This is a genomic window from Salinispora fenicalii (genome assembly GCF_000514815.1).
GTDB lineage: Bacteria > Actinomycetota > Actinomycetes > Mycobacteriales > Micromonosporaceae > Micromonospora > Micromonospora fenicalii.
The window spans coordinates 130620-148721 of the sequence record NZ_AZWQ01000020.1; the positions used below are offsets into that span (position 1 = coordinate 130620).

General features: G+C 68.4%; 17 protein-coding genes and 1 pseudogene. 13 read left to right on the forward strand and 5 right to left on the reverse strand.

The window, feature by feature from the left end; all coding sequences use genetic code 11:
* From B116_RS0110645 to B116_RS0110665, 5 genes are all read left to right on the forward strand, one after another.
* A complete protein-coding gene (locus B116_RS0110645) occupies nucleotides 1-1110 on the forward strand; it encodes an SPFH domain-containing protein (RefSeq protein WP_018722951.1) in 1110 nt (369 codons plus the stop codon).
* Between the two features lie 139 nt (nucleotides 1111-1249).
* Entirely contained in the window at nucleotides 1250-2071 is an 822-nt protein-coding gene (locus B116_RS0110650) for a hypothetical protein (protein WP_027660074.1), read from the forward strand.
* A 318-nt stretch (nucleotides 2072-2389) separates the two neighbouring features.
* The gene (locus B116_RS0110655; protein WP_018722953.1) at nucleotides 2390-2827 is read left to right on the forward strand and encodes a carboxymuconolactone decarboxylase family protein; all 438 of its coding nucleotides are present in this window, start codon (nucleotides 2390-2392) and stop codon (nucleotides 2825-2827) included.
* 87 nt (nucleotides 2828-2914) lie between these two features.
* The gene (locus B116_RS0110660) at nucleotides 2915-5182 is read left to right on the forward strand and encodes a transglycosylase domain-containing protein (protein WP_027660075.1); all 2268 of its coding nucleotides are present in this window, start codon (nucleotides 2915-2917) and stop codon (nucleotides 5180-5182) included.
* Nucleotides 5183-5296: 114 nt separating this feature from the next.
* The gene (locus tag B116_RS0110665) at nucleotides 5297-5581 is read left to right on the forward strand and encodes a DUF6881 domain-containing protein (RefSeq protein ID WP_027660076.1); all 285 of its coding nucleotides are present in this window, start codon (nucleotides 5297-5299) and stop codon (nucleotides 5579-5581) included.
* Here the strand turns inward: B116_RS0110665 and B116_RS28995 are convergent.
* Nucleotides 5578-5778 (reverse strand): hypothetical protein, encoded by a 201-nt coding sequence (locus B116_RS28995; RefSeq protein ID WP_027660077.1) that lies wholly within the window; start codon nucleotides 5776-5778, stop codon nucleotides 5578-5580. The two genes, B116_RS0110665 and B116_RS28995, sit on opposite strands and share 4 nt — an antisense overlap.
* Before the next feature lie 316 nt (nucleotides 5779-6094).
* On the opposite strand from B116_RS28995, the gene rpmF reads away from it, so the two are divergent.
* From rpmF to B116_RS0110685, 3 genes are all read left to right on the forward strand, one after another.
* Complete coding sequence (rpmF, locus tag B116_RS26560; protein ID WP_082312782.1) at nucleotides 6095-6274, forward strand: 50S ribosomal protein L32; 180 nt, start codon at nucleotides 6095-6097, stop codon at nucleotides 6272-6274.
* Entirely contained in the window at nucleotides 6271-7515 is a 1245-nt protein-coding gene (locus tag B116_RS0110680) for a GTP-binding protein (RefSeq protein WP_027660078.1), read from the forward strand. Before rpmF ends, B116_RS0110680 begins: the two co-directional genes overlap by 4 nt.
* Nucleotides 7516-7591: 76 nt before the next feature.
* Entirely contained in the window at nucleotides 7592-8284 is a 693-nt protein-coding gene (locus B116_RS0110685; protein ID WP_027660079.1) for a VOC family protein, read from the forward strand.
* Between the two features lie 81 nt (nucleotides 8285-8365).
* Here B116_RS0110685 and B116_RS0110690 read toward each other — a convergent pair whose 3' ends face one another.
* Nucleotides 8366-8728: a YybH family protein gene (locus tag B116_RS0110690; protein ID WP_018722960.1), complete on the reverse strand. Its 363-nt coding sequence runs from the start codon at nucleotides 8726-8728 to the stop codon at nucleotides 8366-8368.
* 789 nt (nucleotides 8729-9517) lie between these two features.
* Between B116_RS0110690 and B116_RS0110695 the strand changes: the two genes are divergently transcribed.
* Together B116_RS0110695 and B116_RS0110700 are read left to right on the forward strand one after the other, a co-directional pair.
* Nucleotides 9518-10285, forward strand: coding sequence for a DUF5753 domain-containing protein (locus B116_RS0110695; protein WP_018827423.1), 768 nt, complete (start codon nucleotides 9518-9520; stop codon nucleotides 10283-10285).
* Entirely contained in the window at nucleotides 10276-10467 is a 192-nt protein-coding gene (locus B116_RS0110700) for a DUF397 domain-containing protein (protein ID WP_018722962.1), read from the forward strand. Before B116_RS0110695 ends, B116_RS0110700 begins: the two co-directional genes overlap by 10 nt.
* A gap of 63 nt (nucleotides 10468-10530) precedes the next feature.
* On the opposite strand, the pseudogene B116_RS24995 reads toward B116_RS0110700, so the two are convergent.
* Nucleotides 10531-11678 (reverse strand): annotated as a pseudogene (locus B116_RS24995) (right-handed parallel beta-helix repeat-containing protein); the annotation flags it as partial.
* A 37-nt stretch (nucleotides 11679-11715) separates the two neighbouring features.
* Nucleotides 11716-11889, reverse strand: a complete 174-nt coding sequence (locus tag B116_RS29105; protein ID WP_449619012.1) for a hypothetical protein — start codon at nucleotides 11887-11889, stop codon at nucleotides 11716-11718.
* Between the two features lie 583 nt (nucleotides 11890-12472).
* On the opposite strand from B116_RS29105, the gene B116_RS0110715 reads away from it, so the two are divergent.
* The 3 genes from B116_RS0110715 to B116_RS0110725 all read left to right on the forward strand — a co-directional run bounded on the left by B116_RS0110715 (nucleotide 12473) and on the right by B116_RS0110725 (nucleotide 16759).
* A complete protein-coding gene (locus tag B116_RS0110715; protein ID WP_027660080.1) occupies nucleotides 12473-13885 on the forward strand; it encodes an autotransporter outer membrane beta-barrel domain-containing protein in 1413 nt (470 codons plus the stop codon).
* Between the two features lie 81 nt (nucleotides 13886-13966).
* Nucleotides 13967-14854, forward strand: coding sequence for a TrmH family RNA methyltransferase (locus tag B116_RS0110720; protein WP_223874560.1), 888 nt, complete (start codon nucleotides 13967-13969; stop codon nucleotides 14852-14854).
* Between the two features lie 114 nt (nucleotides 14855-14968).
* Nucleotides 14969-16759, forward strand: a complete 1791-nt coding sequence (locus B116_RS0110725; RefSeq protein ID WP_027660082.1) for a PucR family transcriptional regulator — start codon at nucleotides 14969-14971, stop codon at nucleotides 16757-16759.
* Here the strand turns inward: B116_RS0110725 and B116_RS0110730 are convergent.
* Complete coding sequence (locus B116_RS0110730; protein WP_018722967.1) at nucleotides 16728-18101, reverse strand: hypothetical protein; 1374 nt, start codon at nucleotides 18099-18101, stop codon at nucleotides 16728-16730. The genes B116_RS0110725 and B116_RS0110730 overlap by 32 nt on opposite strands.
* Nucleotide 18102 lies beyond the last annotated feature (1 nt).

Genomic DNA, 18102 nt, shown 5'->3' on the forward strand with positions numbered 1-18102 from the left:
ATGGACTTTCTGGTGCCGGTCCTATTGATAGCTCTGGCGATCATCGGCGTGGTAACCCTGGCCCAGGCGGTGCGGATCGTGCCGCAGCAGCGCCAGGACGTGGTGGAGCGGCTCGGCCGATACAAGCGCACCCTGGACCCGGGGCTGAACCTGCTGGTGCCCTTCATCGATTCGGTGCGCACCAAGGTCGATATGCGTGAGCAGGTGGTCAGCTTCCCGCCGCAGCCGGTCATCACCTCGGACAACCTGGTCGTATCAATCGATACCGTGCTCTATTTCAAGGTGGTGGACTCGGTCCGTGCCACCTACGAGATTTCGAACTTCCTGCAGGCCATCGAGCAGCTTACGGTGACCACGCTGCGCAATGTCATCGGTTCTCTCGATCTGGAGCGGGCGTTGACCAGCCGGGAGGAGATCAACCGGCACCTCTCCGGCGTGTTGGACGAGACCACCGGCCGCTGGGGCATCAAGGTGACCCGGGTGGAGATCAAGGCGATCGAGCCGCCGCCGAGCATCCGGGACTCGATGGAGAAGCAGATGCGCGCCGAGCGGGACCGTCGGGCCGCGATCCTCAACGCCGAGGGGCACAAGGAGTCGCAGATTCTCACCGCCGAGGGCGAGAAGCAGGCGGCGGTGTTGCGCGCCGACGGTGACCGGCAGGCCCGCATCCTGGAGGCCGAGGGGCAGGCGAAGGCGGTCCGTACCGTCTTCGACGCCATTCACCAGGCGAACCCGAGCCAGAAGGTGCTCGCCTACCAGTACCTGCAGGCGCTGCCGCAGATCGCCAACGGCTCCGCCAACAAGGTCTGGATTGTTCCGGCCGAGCTGACCAAGGCGCTGGAGGGCATGGGCGGTGCGTTGGGGGGCCTGAGCCAGATGGTCGGTGACGCACCGTCACCGGAGGCCTCCGACGGGGCCAGCCAGGTCGAGCGGGAGGCCGACGAGGCTGCACGGGCCGCCGCCGACGCCGCGCGGGAGGTTCACGACGAGGTACGCGTGGCCGAGGCGCAGGCCGCCGGGAGCACGGAGCCGAAGGGGCTGCCCGCGCCCGAGCCGGTCCCGGCGGAGAGCGTGCTGAACGACTCCACCGACCAGCGCGAGCGGGGCTGACCGCCGACCTCGCGCGATAACGCGAGAACAGCTCATGAGGCGCTCCGGTGCCTGCCACCATCGGTCGTAGGGCGGGTGGTGACCAGGCTTCGGGGCGCCTCGGCGCGTCCCGCACCGCTCGGGCGGAGCGAGGTGACGGATGAAGAAGGCGGACAGGCAACGCCACTCCTCGGCGTCGGAGACCGGGGCGCACGACCCGATCGCGCCACTGGGTACTCGCCGTGCCGGTGGGGGGTTCGGAGTGTTGCCGTTCATCGGGGACCCCCCGCCGGGCACGCCGGCTACCGACGCGACCTGGGCATGGTCGATCCGTCGGCTGGCCCGCGCGGCGGTGTGGCTGCTGCCCGCGTACGCGATCCTCTACGGAATCGTCTCGATGGCGAGCGACCGGGGCATCGGCAACGCGCCGTACCCGACCGATGGTCGCCCGCTCTATCTGGTGAGTTGGTTGCTGGCGACCTGGCTGGGGCTGCTCGCGGTGCTCGCGCTGGCTGGTCTGCTGGCGGCGACCCGGAGCCGACGGGCCGCGGTGACCGGGCTCTTGTTCAGTCTCGCGGGCCTGGTGTTGATGTTGCCGTTCGCGGGCTTGGCGGCGCAGACACCGGTCTTCGGCACGACCGCCCGGGTCCTGGTTCTGGTGGGCTCCGCCTGCTACAGCTTGGGCTGGCTGGCCACCGGGTGGGCGGTCGCCCGTTCCGGCATGTTCAGCATGGGCGACGGCGCGATGTTGATGATCGCGGCGCCGCTGCTTGGCCTGGCGGGTTCGCTGCTTGGTTCGCTGCAGACCTTCGGCGCGATCTTCGCGCTGATCGCCGGCATCGGCATTGGCTACCGCTCCGGTCGCCTGCTGCCCCGGGACATCATTCGCGACGCCACCAATGCCAGTCTCCCGACGACCGCGCCGGCCGCGCCGGCCGCTGGTGGCCCGGCCGGGACCGGCGGACCGTTGGCCGCGGGCTGACCTGTCCGGCCCGGCCTGGGTCGTTGGCCGTGAGCTGACCTGTCTGTTCCGGTCTGGCCGTTGGCCGCGGGCTGACCTGTCTCGGCCGGACCCGGCGGACCGTTGGTGGATACCTTCCTCGGGCTCGGACCGGCGGACCGACGGGAACCTTCCTCGGCTCGGATCACCGCGGGGCTGGCAGGTCTATGGTCGGGCTATTTTCAGACACGTCGGTACCCTTCCCGGCTCTGCTCCCGCATGGTGGGTGACAGTCTCTGGGTCCGAACGGACTCACGTCACTGCTGACAGCGATGAGGGAGCACACCGATGGAAGCGCGGATGCCAAGTCTGACCGGTCCCGACGTGATGACAGCGGTCCAGCATCTCGGCAAGGCGATTCACGCCGGGGGCGTCGCCCCGGGCCTGCTGTCCCTGATTCACCTGCGAATCAGCCAAATCAATAGCTGCAGCCCATGTGTCTTCGGCGCGATTCGGTCGGCGAAGGAGGTCGGTGAGACCGAGGAGCGGCTGCACAACGTGACCGCCTGGCGCGACACGCCCTTCTACACCGAGGCGGAGCGGGCGGCCTTCGCCCTGGCGGAGGCGGCCACCCGAATCCAGGACGGGGCACCGGGCGTGACCGACCAGATTTGGGACGCCGCCGCCAAACACTTCACCGAGGAGCAACTGGGTGCGATTACCCTCCAGATCGCACTGGCTAACTTCTTTAATCGTATTAACCACACCATTCGGGAGCAAGCTGGTAAAACATGGTAAAAAGGAACGGATGATCTGCCTTGTCGGGTTTGTCTACTCGAGTGACCACCGTGGCGGTTAAAGCCGTGAAATAGCTGGCAGTAGCCGGTGAATTGGCTGACAGTCGTCGTTCAGGCTGGCTGCTCTGCGCATTTCCAGGCAATCCTGGACGCCATGGCCCTGCCCCGTACGCCGCTGTCTCGGCTGTTCACCGTGCTGCTCGCCGGCCTGCTCGCTGGTCTGGTCCTGGCGGTCGCCGTGCTGCCGGGCAACCTGCTGCTCGGATTCGCGGCCCGGTCGGCGCTCGGTAGCTACTCGTCACTGCCGGATGTGCTGCGGACCCCCGCCACACCGCAGCGCTCCTACCTCTACGCCAACGACGGTACGACGCTGATCACGAGCTTCTACGACGTCAACCGCACCGACTTGGGGCTCGACGAGATCGCACCGTCGATGCAGGCGGCGATCGTGGCGGCCGAGGATCGTCGCTTCTACGATCACGGTGGCGTGGACCTGCGTGGAATGGCCCGGGCCCTGGTCGCCAACGTGAGGGGTGGCGAGACCCCGCAGGGTGGCTCGACCTTGACCATGCAGTACGTCCGCAACGTGCTCAAGACCGATCCCGGGCTGACGGCCGAGGAGCGCGCCGCGGCCACCGAGCAGACGGTCGAGCGCAAGCTGCAGGAGATCCGGTACGCCAACGCGCTTGAGCAGCAGCTCAGCAAGGACGAGATCCTCAACCGCTACCTGAACATCATTTACTTCGGCTCCGGCGCGTACGGCATCTCGGCGGCCAGCCAGCGGTACTTCGCCAAGACGCCGGCGGAGCTGACCCTCAGCGAGTCGGCGCTGCTCGCCGGCCTGGTGCAGTCACCCGAGGCGTACAACCCGATCGACGGCGACCAGGAGGCGGCGCTGGTCCGGCGGGGGTACGTGCTCGACGCGATGGTCGCCACCGGCGAGATCTCCGCTGACGAGGCCGCCGCTGCGAAGGTGGAGCCGCTGACGCTGCGCCCCACCCCCCAGCCCAACGGCTGCACCGCCGCGGCCGGTGGCCAGGACGACTTGGGCTTCTTCTGCGACTACCTACGCCAGTGGTGGCTCGCCCAGCCCGCCTTCGGGGAGACCGTCGAGGAGCGGGAGCAGGCGCTGCGCCGGGGCGGCTACACCGTGGTCACCTCGCTGGACCCGGAGCTCCAGGCGACGGCGCAGCAGCAGGTCACCAGCGTCTACGGGTACGACAACGAGCGGGCGCTGCCGCTCGCGGCAGTGGAGCCCGGCACCGGCCGGGTGCTCGCGATGGCGGTGAACCGGCACTACAGCCTGGAGGCGAACCCGGCGGGGCAACCGAACTACCCGAACACGGTGAACCCGCTGATCTCCGGCGGCGGCAGCATCGCCGGCTACCAGGCCGGTTCAACCTTCAAGCTGTTCACCATGCTCGCCGCCCTGGAAGCGGGGATGCCCCTCGCCACCGGCTTCGACGCGCCCAGCCAGCTGCCCACCCGGTACGCGGCCGAGGGCGACGCGAGCTGCGACGGACGCTGGTGCCCGGCCAACGCCAACCCGGAGTGGATGGATGGCTACCGGATGATGTGGGACGGCTTCGGCCGTTCGGTGAACACCTACTTCGTCTGGCTCTCCGAGCAGATCGGCCCGGAGAAGGTGGTGGAGATGGCGCAGCGCCTCGGCATCACCTTCCGGTCCGAGGCGGACGCGGCGTTCGCCGAGAACGACGCCGAGAACTGGGGTTCGTTCACCCTCGGTGTGGCCGCCGCCACCCCGCTGGACCTGGCCAACGCGTACGCCACCGTCGCGGCGGAGGGGACGTACTGCGAGCCGCTGCCGGTGGTCTCGGTGACCGCGCCGGACGGCTCGGCGGTGCCGGTCGGGCCCTCCTGCGAGCGGGTGCTCGACGCGGAGGTGGCGCGGGCGGCCACCGATGCCGCCCGCTGCCCGGTCGGCCAGCAGTCCTCGACTGACCAGTGCAACGGCGGCACCGCCACCTCGGTGGACCGGATCCTGGATGGCCGGCAGGTCGCCGGCAAGACCGGCACCTCGGACAGGGACGTCACGGAGAGCTTCGTCGGCTTCACCCCACAGATCGCGGTCGCCGGCATCGCCGCGAACCCCGACGACACCACCGACGCGGTCGGCAGTGCGGTGCAGGTGCAGGTGATCGACGCGGTCGCCGAGGTGATCTCCACCGCCGTGCAGGGGCAGCCGGAGCAGGCCTTTGTCGCGCCAAGCTCGGAGTTGATCGGTGATCCGCGCCGTCCGGCCGAACGGCCCGGACCGGACCGTGGGCAGCAGGAGCCCGGCGACGACCGCGGCCCCTTCGCCGACCTGCGTCGGTGGTTTGAGGGCCGCGGCTGAGGGGCCACCGGCTGAACCGCGCATGATCACCGATCTGGGCTGATCCGCGACGCGGGCTGATCCACAACCCGCACCGGTGCTGCCGCCGGCATCACCCCGGTTAACCTCGCCGCTATGGCGAGCCGCTTTCTCCGCCGTCGTTGGAATGAGTCACGAGGCGACGAATTCGATGGCTGGGGTCCTTCGGTGTGGTACGTCGAGGTCGACGAAGACGGTTGGCCCGTGCGGCAGATCGAGACGTACGAACACGGCCCGGTCCTCCGCTACGGGCCCGGGCATGAGGAAGACCAGCACGGAGGCCTGGGGCAGGTGAGCCTCGACGACGCGGACGAGGACTGGAGTCGCTACCTGATTACGCGTGCGGCGTTCGAGCGGGTCTGGGACTCCACTACCGACTAGGCATCGCCGATGTGGACCGGGAGCGTCTTGGCGACGCGTGACGCGGCCAACGCCAGCTCGGCGTGGATTGGCTCCACCAGCTTCGCGCTGCGCTCGATCGCAACGGCTGACCGGGCGAGGGTTCCGGTCTCATCGGTCATCCTCGCCTTCGCGTTCCAGATCGCGTCGGTCACCCACGGCTCGCGGTGGTCGACCACGGTTGAGCACCTCGGTGGCGCGGCGGGATGCCGGTATCCGGGGACGTGCGGTCCGCTGCTCGGCGCGCTGCTGGTCCGGTAGTAGCCGTGGGCATGCGGTGGGTGCGGCACCGCCGGTTTCTCCTGCACGTCGAGGGGGAGGATCAGGGCGGTGACGGTACGCCGTCGGCGCCAACCACCAGCGTCGCCACCTCAACGCGCAGCGCGATGACCACCGTGGTGTCCCACCTCACGATGAAGATCGGAACCAGCGGTTATGGAAACGACAACCGTTACCGATAGGCTCTGGTGCGACTTGTCGAAGAAGGAGATCCTCATGGCCGTTCCGAAGCGGAAGATGTCGCGGTCGAACACCCGGCACCGGCGGGCGCGGTGGAAGGCGAGCGTGCCGCAGTTGACGCCCTGCCCCTGTCCACGGAAGGAGATGGTGGTGCCGCACCGGGCCTGCACGCACTGCGGCCTGTACAAGGGGCGCCAGGTGGTGGATACGCCATGAGTGACCGGCTGCCGGTGACAGTGTTGTCGGGGTTCCTCGGGGCCGGCAAGACCAGCCTGCTCAACCATGTCCTGGCCAACCGCGACGGACTGCGGGTAGCGGTGATCGTCAACGACATGAGTGAGATCAACATTGACGCCACGTTGGTCCGCGACGGCGGTGCGTTGTCGCGTACCGAAGAGCGGCTGGTGGAGCTGACAAACGGCTGCATCTGCTGCACGCTGCGTGACGACCTGCTTGACGAGGTGGCGCGGCTGGCGCGCCTGGGCCGGTTCGACTATCTGCTGATCGAGTCCAGTGGGATCTCCGAACCGATGCCGGTGGCCGCCACGTTCGCCTTCGGCGTGGAGGCCGGACAGATCCTGGACGACCTGGCCCGGTTGGATACCACGGTCACTGTGGTCGATGCCGCTGGTCTGCTGGCTCGGATCGAGGCGGGGGAGACGCTGGAGTCGCGCGGCCTGGCCGCGTACGAGGGGGATGACCGGAGCATCGCCGACCTGCTGGTTGACCAGATTGAGTTCGCCGATGTGCTGGTGGTGAACAAGACCGATCTGTTGGCCCCGGAGGACCTGACGGTGGTGGAGGCTCTGCTGACCCGACTCAACCCGGCCGCCCGTCAGGTCCGTACGGCGCATGGCCGGGTGCCACCAGCGATGATCCTGAACACCGGCCGGTTCGACCTGGAGCGGGCGGAGACCACGCCCGGTTGGGTGGCTGAGCTCAACGGTGAGCATGTCCCGGAAACCGAGGAATACGGCATCTCCAGCATCGTGCTCCGCGACCACCGGCCGTTCCACCCGCAGCGCCTGTGGGAGCTGCTCGCCGACGGCTTGGATACCTTCGGGGTGGTGCGATCGAAAGGGTTCCTGTGGCTGGCCAGCCGGCCGGACGTGATGGCCCTCTGGTCACAGGCCGGTGCGTCCGGGCGGTGCGACCCGGCGGGTGTGCCGATCGTGGTGTCTGGGGAGTGGCCGGAGGACCCGGTCGAACGGGCGGACCTGGGGTCTCGCTGGCATCCGGTGTTCGGTGATCGGCAGCAGGAACTGGTCCTCATCGGCGTCAACCTGGACAGCGAAGGGCTGCGGGCTGCCCTGACCGCCTGCCTGCTCACCGATTCGGAGGTCGCCGCCGGGGAATCCTTGTGGCGGGCACTGCCCGACCCGTTTCCCGAGTGGGACTTGGGTGACCTACACGAACACGAACACGAACACGAACACGCCGAGCCGGTCCAGGCCTAGGTCAGGTCGGCAATGAGTACTCCTGTTCGTAACCATACTGTCAGAGTTCCTAACCGCTACTTCGTAGGGGAATCACGTGCGTTGCAGCCACATCCTGCACCGGGTGGATGACATCCACGCCGCAGTGCGAGCGTTCCAGCAGGTCGGGTTCACGGTTGTGCACGGTCGGCGGCCCGACCGTAGTTCGAATGCGCTGATCTGGTTCGAGGAGGGCCCGTTTATTGAGCTGGTTCGGGTTCCGCGGCTGTCTCTACCGCTACGGTGGGCGGTCCAGTTGTACGGCGGCCGTGGCTTGCGGCGGCGGGTGGAACGGTGGGCCGGAGAGGACCATTCGTGGATCGATGTGTCCATCGAGACCGACGACGAGTCGATCGGCGCCGAGCGGGATCGGCTCGTCGCCGCGGGCGTGCCGATGAGCCGGATTCTGAACATGCGCAGGGTGACCCCGGACGGCGTCACCCTGCGCTGGCAGCTCGCGGTGCCGCAGGACCCGAGCCTGCCGTTCGCGATGTCCGCCTACCGGCCGTCAGCCCGGCCGGAGCGGGTCGTGCACGCCAACGGAGCCACCGCGGTCGCGCGCGTTCACGTCGCGGTCCCAGCGGCCACCCGCGCGGCCTGGCAGTCACTCCTCGATGGTGCGGACCCGTGGATCCGGTTGGCGGACGGCGACGGCGACGGCGTCCGGCTGGTCGAGCTGTCGGGTCTGACCGCGCCCCTTGACCTGGAGTCAATCGGTGGGCTGCCGCTACAGCCGGTCGACTCGCCATGACCACGCTCGGTGGGGGCCGTTCCACGCGGTACCGGGCGCTACAACCCGACGAGGACGCGGATCATTCGCCGTCGGTCCAGGTCAGCTGGACAGATGCTCATGCACCATCTGCCACGAGCCGTCCCGACGTGCCAGTACGTTCGTCCCCCGCCCGCCGCCGGATCGTGGCTGGCCGTCCACCAGCCCGGACCAGGTGAACCGATACAGGCACACTGCCACAAGCTCGTCCGCAGCGATCCAGCGGACATCGCTGATGTCGTATTTCTCGTCAGCGATTGTTGCCCACGCCGTCTCGAACGCGGCACGGATCGCGTCGCTGCCCTCGTGAATGCCGTTGCTGAACCAGTACACCGCGTCCCGCGCTATCAACGGCGCCACCTGGTCGAAGTCGTGGCTGTTGGTGGCCTGTACATACCGCTGGACAAACTCATCAAGATCACGCATCGGGTGAAGCTACCAGCGGGTACCGACACCGACGATGCCGTCTTGATCTCTCTGAATGGTGTTGCCGCCGTCGAGCAATTTTGTTCCGTGTGCCCTGCCCAGGTGGACGAGCCGCCGTCCCGCGACAACCAGCCGGGGTTCCGCTCCGCGACCGTACGGGCACGGGGCGGAACCCCTGGTGTTGGCCGGTGTGACGGCCTCAGCCCGGGCAGCCGGCAACGTTGACGCAGTTGTTGGGCCGGTTCTTGATGACGGTCGTGCCAGTAGCCGTGTTCAGTTCGACCGTTCCACCACCTCGTTGAAGTGTGGTCACCGATCTTGCGCACATGGTCCCCAATGGCGTTTGCCGCCCCCGGTCGTCACCGAGAGGTGAGGTAGCGTCAAAATCGACACACCCCGCACTCCAGGAAACGCGCTGACCGTAAAACGCGGGTGCTGTCTATTGGCCTTGAGATGCACTGCTGTGGAGCCGTCGAACCGGCGCGGAGTGGCTCAGTCGGCTCCGCGTGGCGCTCGGCAGCAACGGCCGGAGACCACGGTTGGAGACCACGGTTGGAGCAGGTGCCGACCAGCGGTTTTGATGTCATCATCGGTCATCCGCGCTTTTGCGGTTGATGGGTTGCCCTGAATCCATTCCGGTACTGGCGTTCCCTCAGCTCCTCCACCGAAATTTGGGTCTTCCCCCGACGTGTGTCCATGACGCACACTCTGTCAACACGCCACGGGATAAGTACACAGCATTTGTGCACGTTGTTGGGACGTCCGAGAACATCCTTGAATGGAGGCAGGATGAACTATGCACTGCAGCGGGCCATGGTGGAGGCAGGGGAGACCGCGGAGAGCCTGGCTGCCCAGACCGGTGTCGATCCGAAAACTGCGGCGCGTTGGATTACGCCGGGACGTGTTCCGCGGCCTCGTCGCCGCCTGCAGGTGGCCACTATCCTCGGCCGGGAGGTCGAGGAGCTTTGGCCGGATGTCGTCAAACGTCGCGAGCCGGAGTGGTTGCGGGAATGGGTTGACTGGGAGCGTGAAGCGGTCGCGGTGCGCTGGTTCGAGCACACCTGGATTCCCGGCCTGCTCCAGACCGAGGACTATGCCCGCGCGACCCTCGCCGGTGAGGCGCTGACCCCGGGCGAGGTCGACGAGCTCGTCGCCTCCCGGATCAGTCGACAGGCCATTCTCCGCACCGACCGCCCCCCGCTGCTGACCGCCGTCATCTTCGAGGGGGTGCTCTACCAGTCGGCCTACGGCGACCGTCGGCTGATGCGCGAGCAGCTTGAGTTTCTCGCCGAGCGCGCCACCGACGACACGGTGCAGGTCCACCTGGTGCCGAAGGACATCGGGATGTATCCGGGGCTCGGCGGCGGCTTCATCCTCGCCGAACTGCCCGAGGTCGAGCACGTCGCCCACGTCGACAGTCAGGCGCCCGCGCAGATCCTCCGACAGGCCGCCGACGTTGCTACCCTGAGCCGAAGGTGGGAGCGCATCAGGGGCGAATCCCTCCCCCGAGCTTCCTCCTTGGAGCTGATCAGAGAAGCGGCGGGATCATGGACTTGACCGGTGCGCGATGGCGCAAAAGCAGCAAGAGCGGCAACAACGGTGGCTCGTGCGTTGAGGTCGCCGACAACCTCCCCGGCGTCGTCGGCGTCCGGGACTCCAAGGACCCGGCCGGGCCGGCGCTGGTCTTCGGCCCGGCGGCGTGGCGGGCCTTCGTCACCCAACTCCCCGACGGCAGCTGACCGACCCTACGCCGACGCGCCCGCCCCTTGGGGCGGGCGCGTCGTCATGGGCTGCGCGGATGACTATCCGACGCAGCCGGGAACGTCGACACAGTTGTTCGGCCGGTTCTTGATCACCACGGTGCCGGTGGCCGTGTTCAGCTCGACCGTGCCACCGTCGTTGTAGATGCCCCCACCGTCGGTCAGAGCGATGTTCTTGACCACCTTCGTGTCGAAGAGACGGGCTGTGCCGAAGGCGATGTTGAAGATACCGCCACCCAGGCCGCCCGCCTGGTTGCCGATCACCTTCGTACGCCGCAACACAAGCTTGATGACGGTGCTGATGCCGCCGCCGTCCATGGGAGCGGTGTTGTTGGTGATATTGGTGTTTGTCACAATGCCGATTCCCGCGATAGCGAGGCCGCCGCCGCTGCCGAACTGAGCAATATTGTCGGTAATAGTGCTGTGGTCGATCTGGACTGTGCCAACGCTGATGACCCCAGCTCCTCCAGAAGGGGCGGTGTTGGCGTTTACGTGGGACTTGCTGATTTCGAGTGCGCCGGAGTTTTCGACACCCCCGCCGATGACGCCGGCACTGTTGTGGCTGGCGGTGGAGTTTTTCATGCGGGTGGTGCCGTTGTTGGCGATGCCGCCGCCAAAAGGCTGGCGATGTTGCGGGTGATGGTGGTGTGATTGGTGGTGAGTGCTCCGCCCGCGTCGACGAAGATCCCTCCGCCGTCCTCGCTGGTTTGTCCGCCGGTGATGGTGAGTTTGTTGAGGGTGAGGTTGCCGCCGGTGTTGATGGTGAGGATTCTGAATTGGTCGGTGGTGGCGGCGCGTTCGATGGTGGTGTGTTTGCCGCCGTTGAGGGTGATGGGGGTGGTGATGGCGGGGAGTCCGGCGCCGTCGATGTCGGTGGTGAGGAGGTAGGTGCAGTCTTTGGCGAGGTTGAGGGTGGCGCCGCCGCGGGCGTTGGCGAGGGTGATCGCCGCGATCAGCGCGTCAGCGTCACACGGGACCGGCGTGCCCTTGTCTTCCTTCTTCTTTCCGGTGTCCTTGCCCTTGGCTGTGTCCTTGCCCTTGGCTGTGTCCTTGCCCTTGGCTGTGCCTGACCCGGGGCCCATGCCCGTGCCGGGTCCTGGGCCCATGCCTGTGCCTGGGCCGGGGCCTGTGCCCGTGCCTGAGCCGGGGCCCGTGCCCCTGCCCTTCTGGTCCTTGCTGTTGTCGCGGTGGCTGCCGGCGCCGGCTTGGTCGGGCTGCCCGAGCCGGTCATCCGAGCTGGTGAGGAGGCGTCCCGACGGAATCAGCGGTGGGGGTGGCGGCAACGCCGACGGTGGTGAGGGCCAGGCCGGTCACACCGGCCAGCCCGACGGCCCACCACCGGGTCCTCGCCCGGCGTCCACCGGGGCGGTCCGGTTTGTCTTCGTGGTGCTGATGGTTCATGCGGCTTCGGTGTCCTTCCCCCGTCACGGACGAGCAACCAGCCATCCGGGGCAGTTCGGGTGGTGGTCCTCGGCTACCAGGCGGGCGGTAGCACCCTTGAGCCAAACCGAAAGCTGCGCCAAAAAGACATGAATGCGAAGAATGTCCCTAAACGAGATAGCGGTACGGAGGGATGGTGTTGACCGGACATTCCTCTGCCGGGGTGGCTCGCCCACCGCGAGGGGCGGGCGCGTCGGCGTAGGGCTTCCGGTGAAGTTGACCCGCAGCCTGGGCCAGATCCGAACGATCGTCCGTACGCGCGTGAGGCTGGTCCGAGCGGACCGTGGGTGAGCAGCCCCGCGTACATTGCTGGGGCGTCCTACCGGCCTGCCAGCCGACGTCGGGTAGTCGTAGTCGGTCTGCGCCGGTATGTCGGATAGTAGCCCGCTAGTCTCGTTTGGGTGTGTTCTTCGCATTCGTGCCTATAGTGGAGTAGGTGTCGCTTTAGCTCGGATGGTTGCTACTCCGCCTGGTAGCAGAGGAAGGCCACCCTCGGTCTATCCGGGGATGGTTGGCCCGTTGCGGGAAAGGACACCGAGGCCACATGAGCTATCCGCACTACACCCGCGAACGTGATTCTGGCCGGTCCGGTAGACGCCGGACGAGGTCATGGTGGTGGGCCGTCGGGCTGGCCGGTGTGACTGGTCTGGCCCTGACCGCCATGGGCATCACCGGTCCCGCCGCTAATGCCGCCGGACGCACCCTCGCCACCGCCGAGGACCGGACCGGGCAACCCGACCGACCCTCCGCCGAAGGTCACCGCGACGAGGGTAAGCCCGACGACGAAGGCAATGCGAAGGGAAAGGGCAAGAAGGAAGAGAAGGGGTCGAAGGGCATTCCGGTCCCCTGTGACACAGACAAACTGATCGCCGCGATTGTCCTGGCCAACGCCCGTGGCGGTGCCGCGCTCGACCTCGCCAACGACTGCACCTACCTACTCACCGCCGACCTCGATGGCAGCGGCCTGCCCGCCATCACCACCCCCATCGCCCTCAATGGTGGCAAAGACACCACCATCAAACGCGCCGCCGCCGCAGACGAATTCAGAATCCTCACCGTCGACGCCGGCGGTGATCTCACTCTCAAGAAGCTGAAGATCACCGGCGGTCAGACCACTGAGGCGGCTGCAAATGGCGGTGGCATCCTCGTCAACACCGGGGGGGCGTTGACCGTTGTCCACAGTAATATCATCCGCAACATCGCCGGCAGCAATGGGGGCGGTGTCTATAGCACCGGCCAGGTGACCATCAACAAGTCCAACATTGAGTCGAACGTGGCCCCCGATGGGGGAGGCGGTATCGCAAGTGTGGACGGGTTGGTCCAGATCACGCACAGCTCCCTCTCCCGTAACAGCGCAAGTCAGAGCGGGGGAGGTGCCGTCCTGAGCGCGCGGGGGACGGTCCGGATCGCGCACAGCTCCCTTTCCGAGAACCAGGCAATCCAGGGTGCTGGATTGTACATTATTGCTAGCGGCAGTGGCGCGGTTGTCGGAACTCGATTCGTGCGAAATGTGGCGACCGAGGTTGGCGGAGGTATCTTCGTCCTCGGTCAGTTGACAATGCAAGAATCCGCTCTCGTCGACAATACTGCCGGCCTTGCGGGTGCGGGCCTCTTTATTGTCCTTGGTTCAGCGGTGAGCGTCGATGACAGTTCCATCAAGAACAACATTTCAATCCAAGCTAACGGCGGAGGAATTTTAAACTCCGGTGAAACCGTAATACGTAATACGAAGATTACTGGAAATCAGGCGAACTTGGGTGGCGGAATCTACAATGAAAGCAGTGGTGTGCTCACCCTGTTCGCCACGAAAATTATCAATAATATCGCCACCAGTGATGGCGGCGGCATCTTCAACGTGGCGGGCGGCACGGTCGAGCTAAACGCGGCTACCGGCACCGTCGTGATCAAGAATCGACCGAACAACTGTACCGGCGACGTATCCGGCTGCGCCGGATAGCAGTGTGGGTTCTTCGAACCCACGAGGGCCCCGTTCCGCCGCTTGCCGGTCGGGACGGGGCCCTTCCGCCGTTCCTGTGCAGTGTCTGACCACGGCCGTGCTCAATTGGGCCGGGCGGGTGGACGGGGCGCCGTCAGCGGCGTCCGGCAGAATCGTCCGGTGCCCGTCCACCAGATCACCGACCCCGACGACGACCGGATCGCCGACTACCGCGCCCTCACCGACGTGGAGCTGCGGACCCGCTGGGAGCCACCACACGGCCTCTTCATCGCCGAGGGCGAGCTGGTGCTGCGGCGCGCACTGCGCGCCGGCTACCCGGCGCGGTCCTACCTGGTGGAGGCCAAGCGGGTAGAACAGATCGCCGACCTGGACACCGGGGACGCCCCGGTCTACGCCGCCACCCCGGACGTGCTGCGTCAGGTGACCGGCTTCCACGTCCACCGGGGGGTCCTGGCGTCGTTCCGCCGCCGGCCGCAGCCGACGGCGGCCGACGTGCTCGCCACCGCCCGCCGGGTGGTGATCCTCGAAGACGTGAACAACCACACCAACCTCGGGTCGATCTTCCGGGCTGTCGCCGGGCTCGGCGTGGACGCGGTGCTGCTCTCTCCGACCTGCGCCGACCCCCTCTACCGCCGCAGCGTCCGGGTCAGCATGGGGGAGGTGTTCGCCGTGCCCTACGCGACGCTCGGCCCCTGGCCCGACGCGCTCGCCGAGGTTCGCGCCGCCGGGTTCTCCGTGCTGGCCCTGACCCCCGCCCCCGACGCCGTGCCGATCCAGCGCCTCGAACCGGGCCAGCGGGCTCGGGCGGCGCTGCTACTCGGCGCGGAGGGCTCGGGCCTGACCCGGGAGTCGATGGACGCCAGCGACGTCCGAGTGGTGATCCCGATGCGACGCGGTGTCGACTCCCTCAACGTGGCCGCCGCCACCGCCGTCGCCTGCTGGGAACTCGGCCGGGATGACCCGCTCTGACCAGGAGTAGCGGTCGCCCAGTTCACCACCGTCTACCCCCGCGTCGCTGACGCGCGGGCAGTCGCGAGGTACGGGAGTTTAGTGACCAACGTCATACGAGGTAGCGTGTCGCCCGTGTTCCCCACCATTCGGGAAGTGCTCGCGCTGGAACCGGTGCGCTCCGGCGCGCCCCGCCTCGTCGCCGGTGAAGCCGTGTTGGACCGGCGGGTCCGCTGGGTGCACGTGGCCGAGGTGCCCGACATCGCCTCCCTGCTCGGCGGCGGCGAACTGGTACTGACCACCGGGATCGGGCTGCCGGCCGACAACGCCGGCCTGCGCGCGTTCATCGCCGACCTGGCGGCTGTTGGCGTCGCCGGCCTCGTCGTCGAGCTGGGCCGCCGATACTTCGGCGGGGTGCCCCGGGCGATGGTCGCCGCCGCCGCCCGGCACGGGCTGCCCCTGGTCGAGCTGCGCCGCGCCACCCCGTTCGTGCGGGTCACCGAGGCGGTACACGCGCTGATCGTGGACGCCCAGCTCACCGAGTTGCGCGCCACCGAGGAGATCCACCAGCGCTTCACCGAGCTTTCGATGGAGGGCGCGGGACCGGGAGAGGTGGTCCGACAGGCGGCGGAACTCTCCGGCTGCGCGGTGGTGCTGGAGAACCTGTCCCGGCAGGTGCTCGCGTACGACCCGGCGGGGGGCAGCGCCGCACTGCTGCTCGACGGCTGGGAGCAGCTCTCCCGGCGGATCCTGCCGGCCGGCCGTACCGCGTACGACGGGGACAACGGCTGGCTGGTGACCATGGTTGGCGCCCGGGGGCAGGACTGGGGCCGGCTGCTGGTGCGTTGGCTCGGCAGCGGATCGGTCGTCCCCGGCGACCGGCCGGACACCCCGCCCACCCGACTGACGATCCTGGTGGAACGGGCGGCGTCGAGCCTCGCCCTGGGCCGGCTGATCCGGCGCGACGCCGAGGGCCTGGAACGGCAGCTGCACCGCACCCTGCTGGCGGCCCTGCTCGACCATTCCCGGCCGGTGGACGAGGTGGCCCTGCGGGCCCGCGCACTCGGCGTGCCGTTGGAGGGGCGGCATCTGGTGGGGGTGGTGGTCCGGTACCGGGCCGACGATCCGGCCCCGGCCGGGTCGGACGAGGGCGGCCACGTCTCCGGGGGAGGCCCGCGGACGGGCTCGGTCCGGCTGCGGGAACTCGCCGACGTGGTCGGCCACGCCGTGCACGAGGCGCAGCTGACCGCGTTGGCCAGCGCGCTCGACGACCAGGCGGTCGGCGTGCTGCTCGCGCTGCCCGACCGCTCCGGCGAGGACCGGGCCCTCACCGCCTTCGTCGCGGCCCTGACCCGGGCCCGCCCCGACGTGTTCCCCGGACCCGTCAACGCCCAACCGGAGGGCGGGGGCAGCACGGGCCGTCCCGATCCGGCCGGCACCGCTGTGATCGGCGCCGGCTCGGGCGCGGGCAGTCTGCGGGAGGCACGCCGCTCCCTGGTCGAGGCGCGGCAGGTGGCCGAGGCGGCCCGGCGGGACCGGCGGGACCTGCCGATCTATCGGCTGCCGCACGTCGGGCTCGCCGGGCTGCTGCACCTGCTGCGAGACGAGCCGTCCCTCCAGACCTTCGTCGAGCGGGAGCTGGGCGCCCTGCTCTCCCACGACGCGCAGCACCCCCGGGAACAGCTACTCGGCACGCTCCGCGCCTACCTGGAGCAGGGCCGGAACAAGTCGGCCGGCGCCGTCGCGGCGCACCTGTCCCGCCCGGCGTTCTACGAACGCCTGGCCCGGATCAGCCGAATCCTCGACGTGGACCTCGACTCGGTTGACGCCTGCCTCGGTCTGCACGTGGCCCTGCTGGCGCTGGACGCGATCCGCAGGCCCGTGGCGGCCAGCGTCAACCGGGCAGGTTCCGAACCGGCTCGGTGAGGGAGCCGAGGGCGTCGGCGTACCGGGTGGGGGTGAAGCTGGGACCACCCGGCGTGAAGACGGCGGAGGTGGCCGCCGTCTTCCAGGCCGACTCCGGGACCGCGTCGATCAGGGCGCGTACCACCGGCGCGTCGCGCCACTCCGACTGCTCCGCGAGGAGGCTGAGCGCCACCACCGACTCCTCGACCTCGCCGACACACTCGAACGGCTTGTGCCCGTCCACGCCCAGCAGCTCCCGGTAGCCGGGTAGCTGCGCCGGGTCGGCCAGCAGGTCACCGCCGAAGACCCCGGTGATCCGCTCGCGCGACATGAACGGCGCCAGGGCGAGGAAGACGAACCGGCACTTGGGGCAGTCCCGGCACCAGCGGTCACTCGCGCCGCGCAGCTTGAACGCGGCGTTGCAGCTGGTCACCACGGCGTCATACCCGCCGATCTGGGCGAAGAGCCGGGCGATGTGCAGCTCCGAGAGCTGACGCAGCAGGGAGAAGTACGGGTCGGTGAGACCGGCGTACTCCGCCAGGGCCCCGCGCAGCAGCCCCTCCGCCTCGATGCCCTTGGACCACTGATGGTTGATCTGGTGCCCCTCCCAGACCAGGTTCGGGTCCGACGCCGAGCGCTCGTTGGACATCACCACCGGGCCCAGCCCGTTCAGCACCGAGGTGGCCACCGCGATCAGCGAGTTGATCGCGGTAACCGGAATGTGGCCGTTCAACGCACCGGCGGCGTTCAGGTCGAACAGCACCGGGTCGATGCGCCGCCGCGCGGCCAGCGCCGGCAACCCGGACGCGACGTTCACCGCCTCGATCACCCGGTTGGGGTTGACCGAGAACGGCAACGGGTCCAGCCCGTCCCGGCGCAACGCCTCCAGGCTGACGATCGAGTCCTTGCCGCCCCCGACCGCCGACAGTGGTCGCCGGCCATCGGTGTCGTACCCGACCGCCGGGGTGGGCTCACCGGCGGGCACCTCGGGGCGCAGCTGCAGCACGTGCGGCAGCGCGTTGCGGTACGCGTACTCGCCGAGGCCCTTGGTGTAGACGGCGGTGACCAGCGCGACGGCGGCCGGCCCCAGCGGAGCCGGCAACACCAGTCGGTGCGGGGCGGCGGTCTTGTAGTAGCTGACCCCGGCGATCACGTGCAGCAGCTCCAGGACCCGCCCCAGCGTGGCTACCCGCTCATCCGAAGGGGGTGACGCGGGCAGCGGGAGGGTGATCACCTCCGTGAAACGTTGCTCGCCGTCCGGCCCGGTGAGGGCGTAGTCGAACAACGCCTCCCCGGTGGACAGGTCGAAGGAGTAGGACGGGAAGGTGAAGGCGTCCATCCGCCGCAGCTGCTCGTTGGGCACA

Excerpts from the sequence above, each read along its gene's own strand:
- B116_RS0110645 (WP_018722951.1), top strand. The coding sequence starts at position 1 with ATGGACTTTCTGGTGCCGGTCCTATTGATAGCTCTGGCGATCATCGGC.
- B116_RS0110700 (WP_018722962.1), top strand. The coding sequence starts at position 10,276 with ATGGACTTGACCGGTGCGCGATGGCGCAAAAGCAGCAAGAGCGGCAAC.
- B116_RS0110690 (WP_018722960.1), bottom strand. The coding sequence starts at position 8,728 with ATGCGTGATCTTGATGAGTTTGTCCAGCGGTATGTACAGGCCACCAAC.
- B116_RS0110695 (WP_018827423.1), top strand. The coding sequence starts at position 9,518 with ATGAACTATGCACTGCAGCGGGCCATGGTGGAGGCAGGGGAGACCGCG.
- B116_RS0110650 (WP_027660074.1), top strand. The coding sequence starts at position 1,250 with ATGAAGAAGGCGGACAGGCAACGCCACTCCTCGGCGTCGGAGACCGGG.
- B116_RS0110655 (WP_018722953.1), top strand. The coding sequence starts at position 2,390 with ATGCCAAGTCTGACCGGTCCCGACGTGATGACAGCGGTCCAGCATCTC.
- B116_RS0110715 (WP_027660080.1), top strand. The coding sequence starts at position 12,473 with ATGAGCTATCCGCACTACACCCGCGAACGTGATTCTGGCCGGTCCGGT.
- B116_RS29105 (WP_449619012.1), bottom strand. The coding sequence starts at position 11,889 with ATGAACCATCAGCACCACGAAGACAAACCGGACCGCCCCGGTGGACGC.
- B116_RS0110680 (WP_027660078.1), top strand. The coding sequence starts at position 6,271 with ATGAGTGACCGGCTGCCGGTGACAGTGTTGTCGGGGTTCCTCGGGGCC.
- rpmF (WP_082312782.1), top strand. The coding sequence starts at position 6,095 with ATGGCCGTTCCGAAGCGGAAGATGTCGCGGTCGAACACCCGGCACCGG.
- B116_RS0110665 (WP_027660076.1), top strand. The coding sequence starts at position 5,297 with ATGGCGAGCCGCTTTCTCCGCCGTCGTTGGAATGAGTCACGAGGCGAC.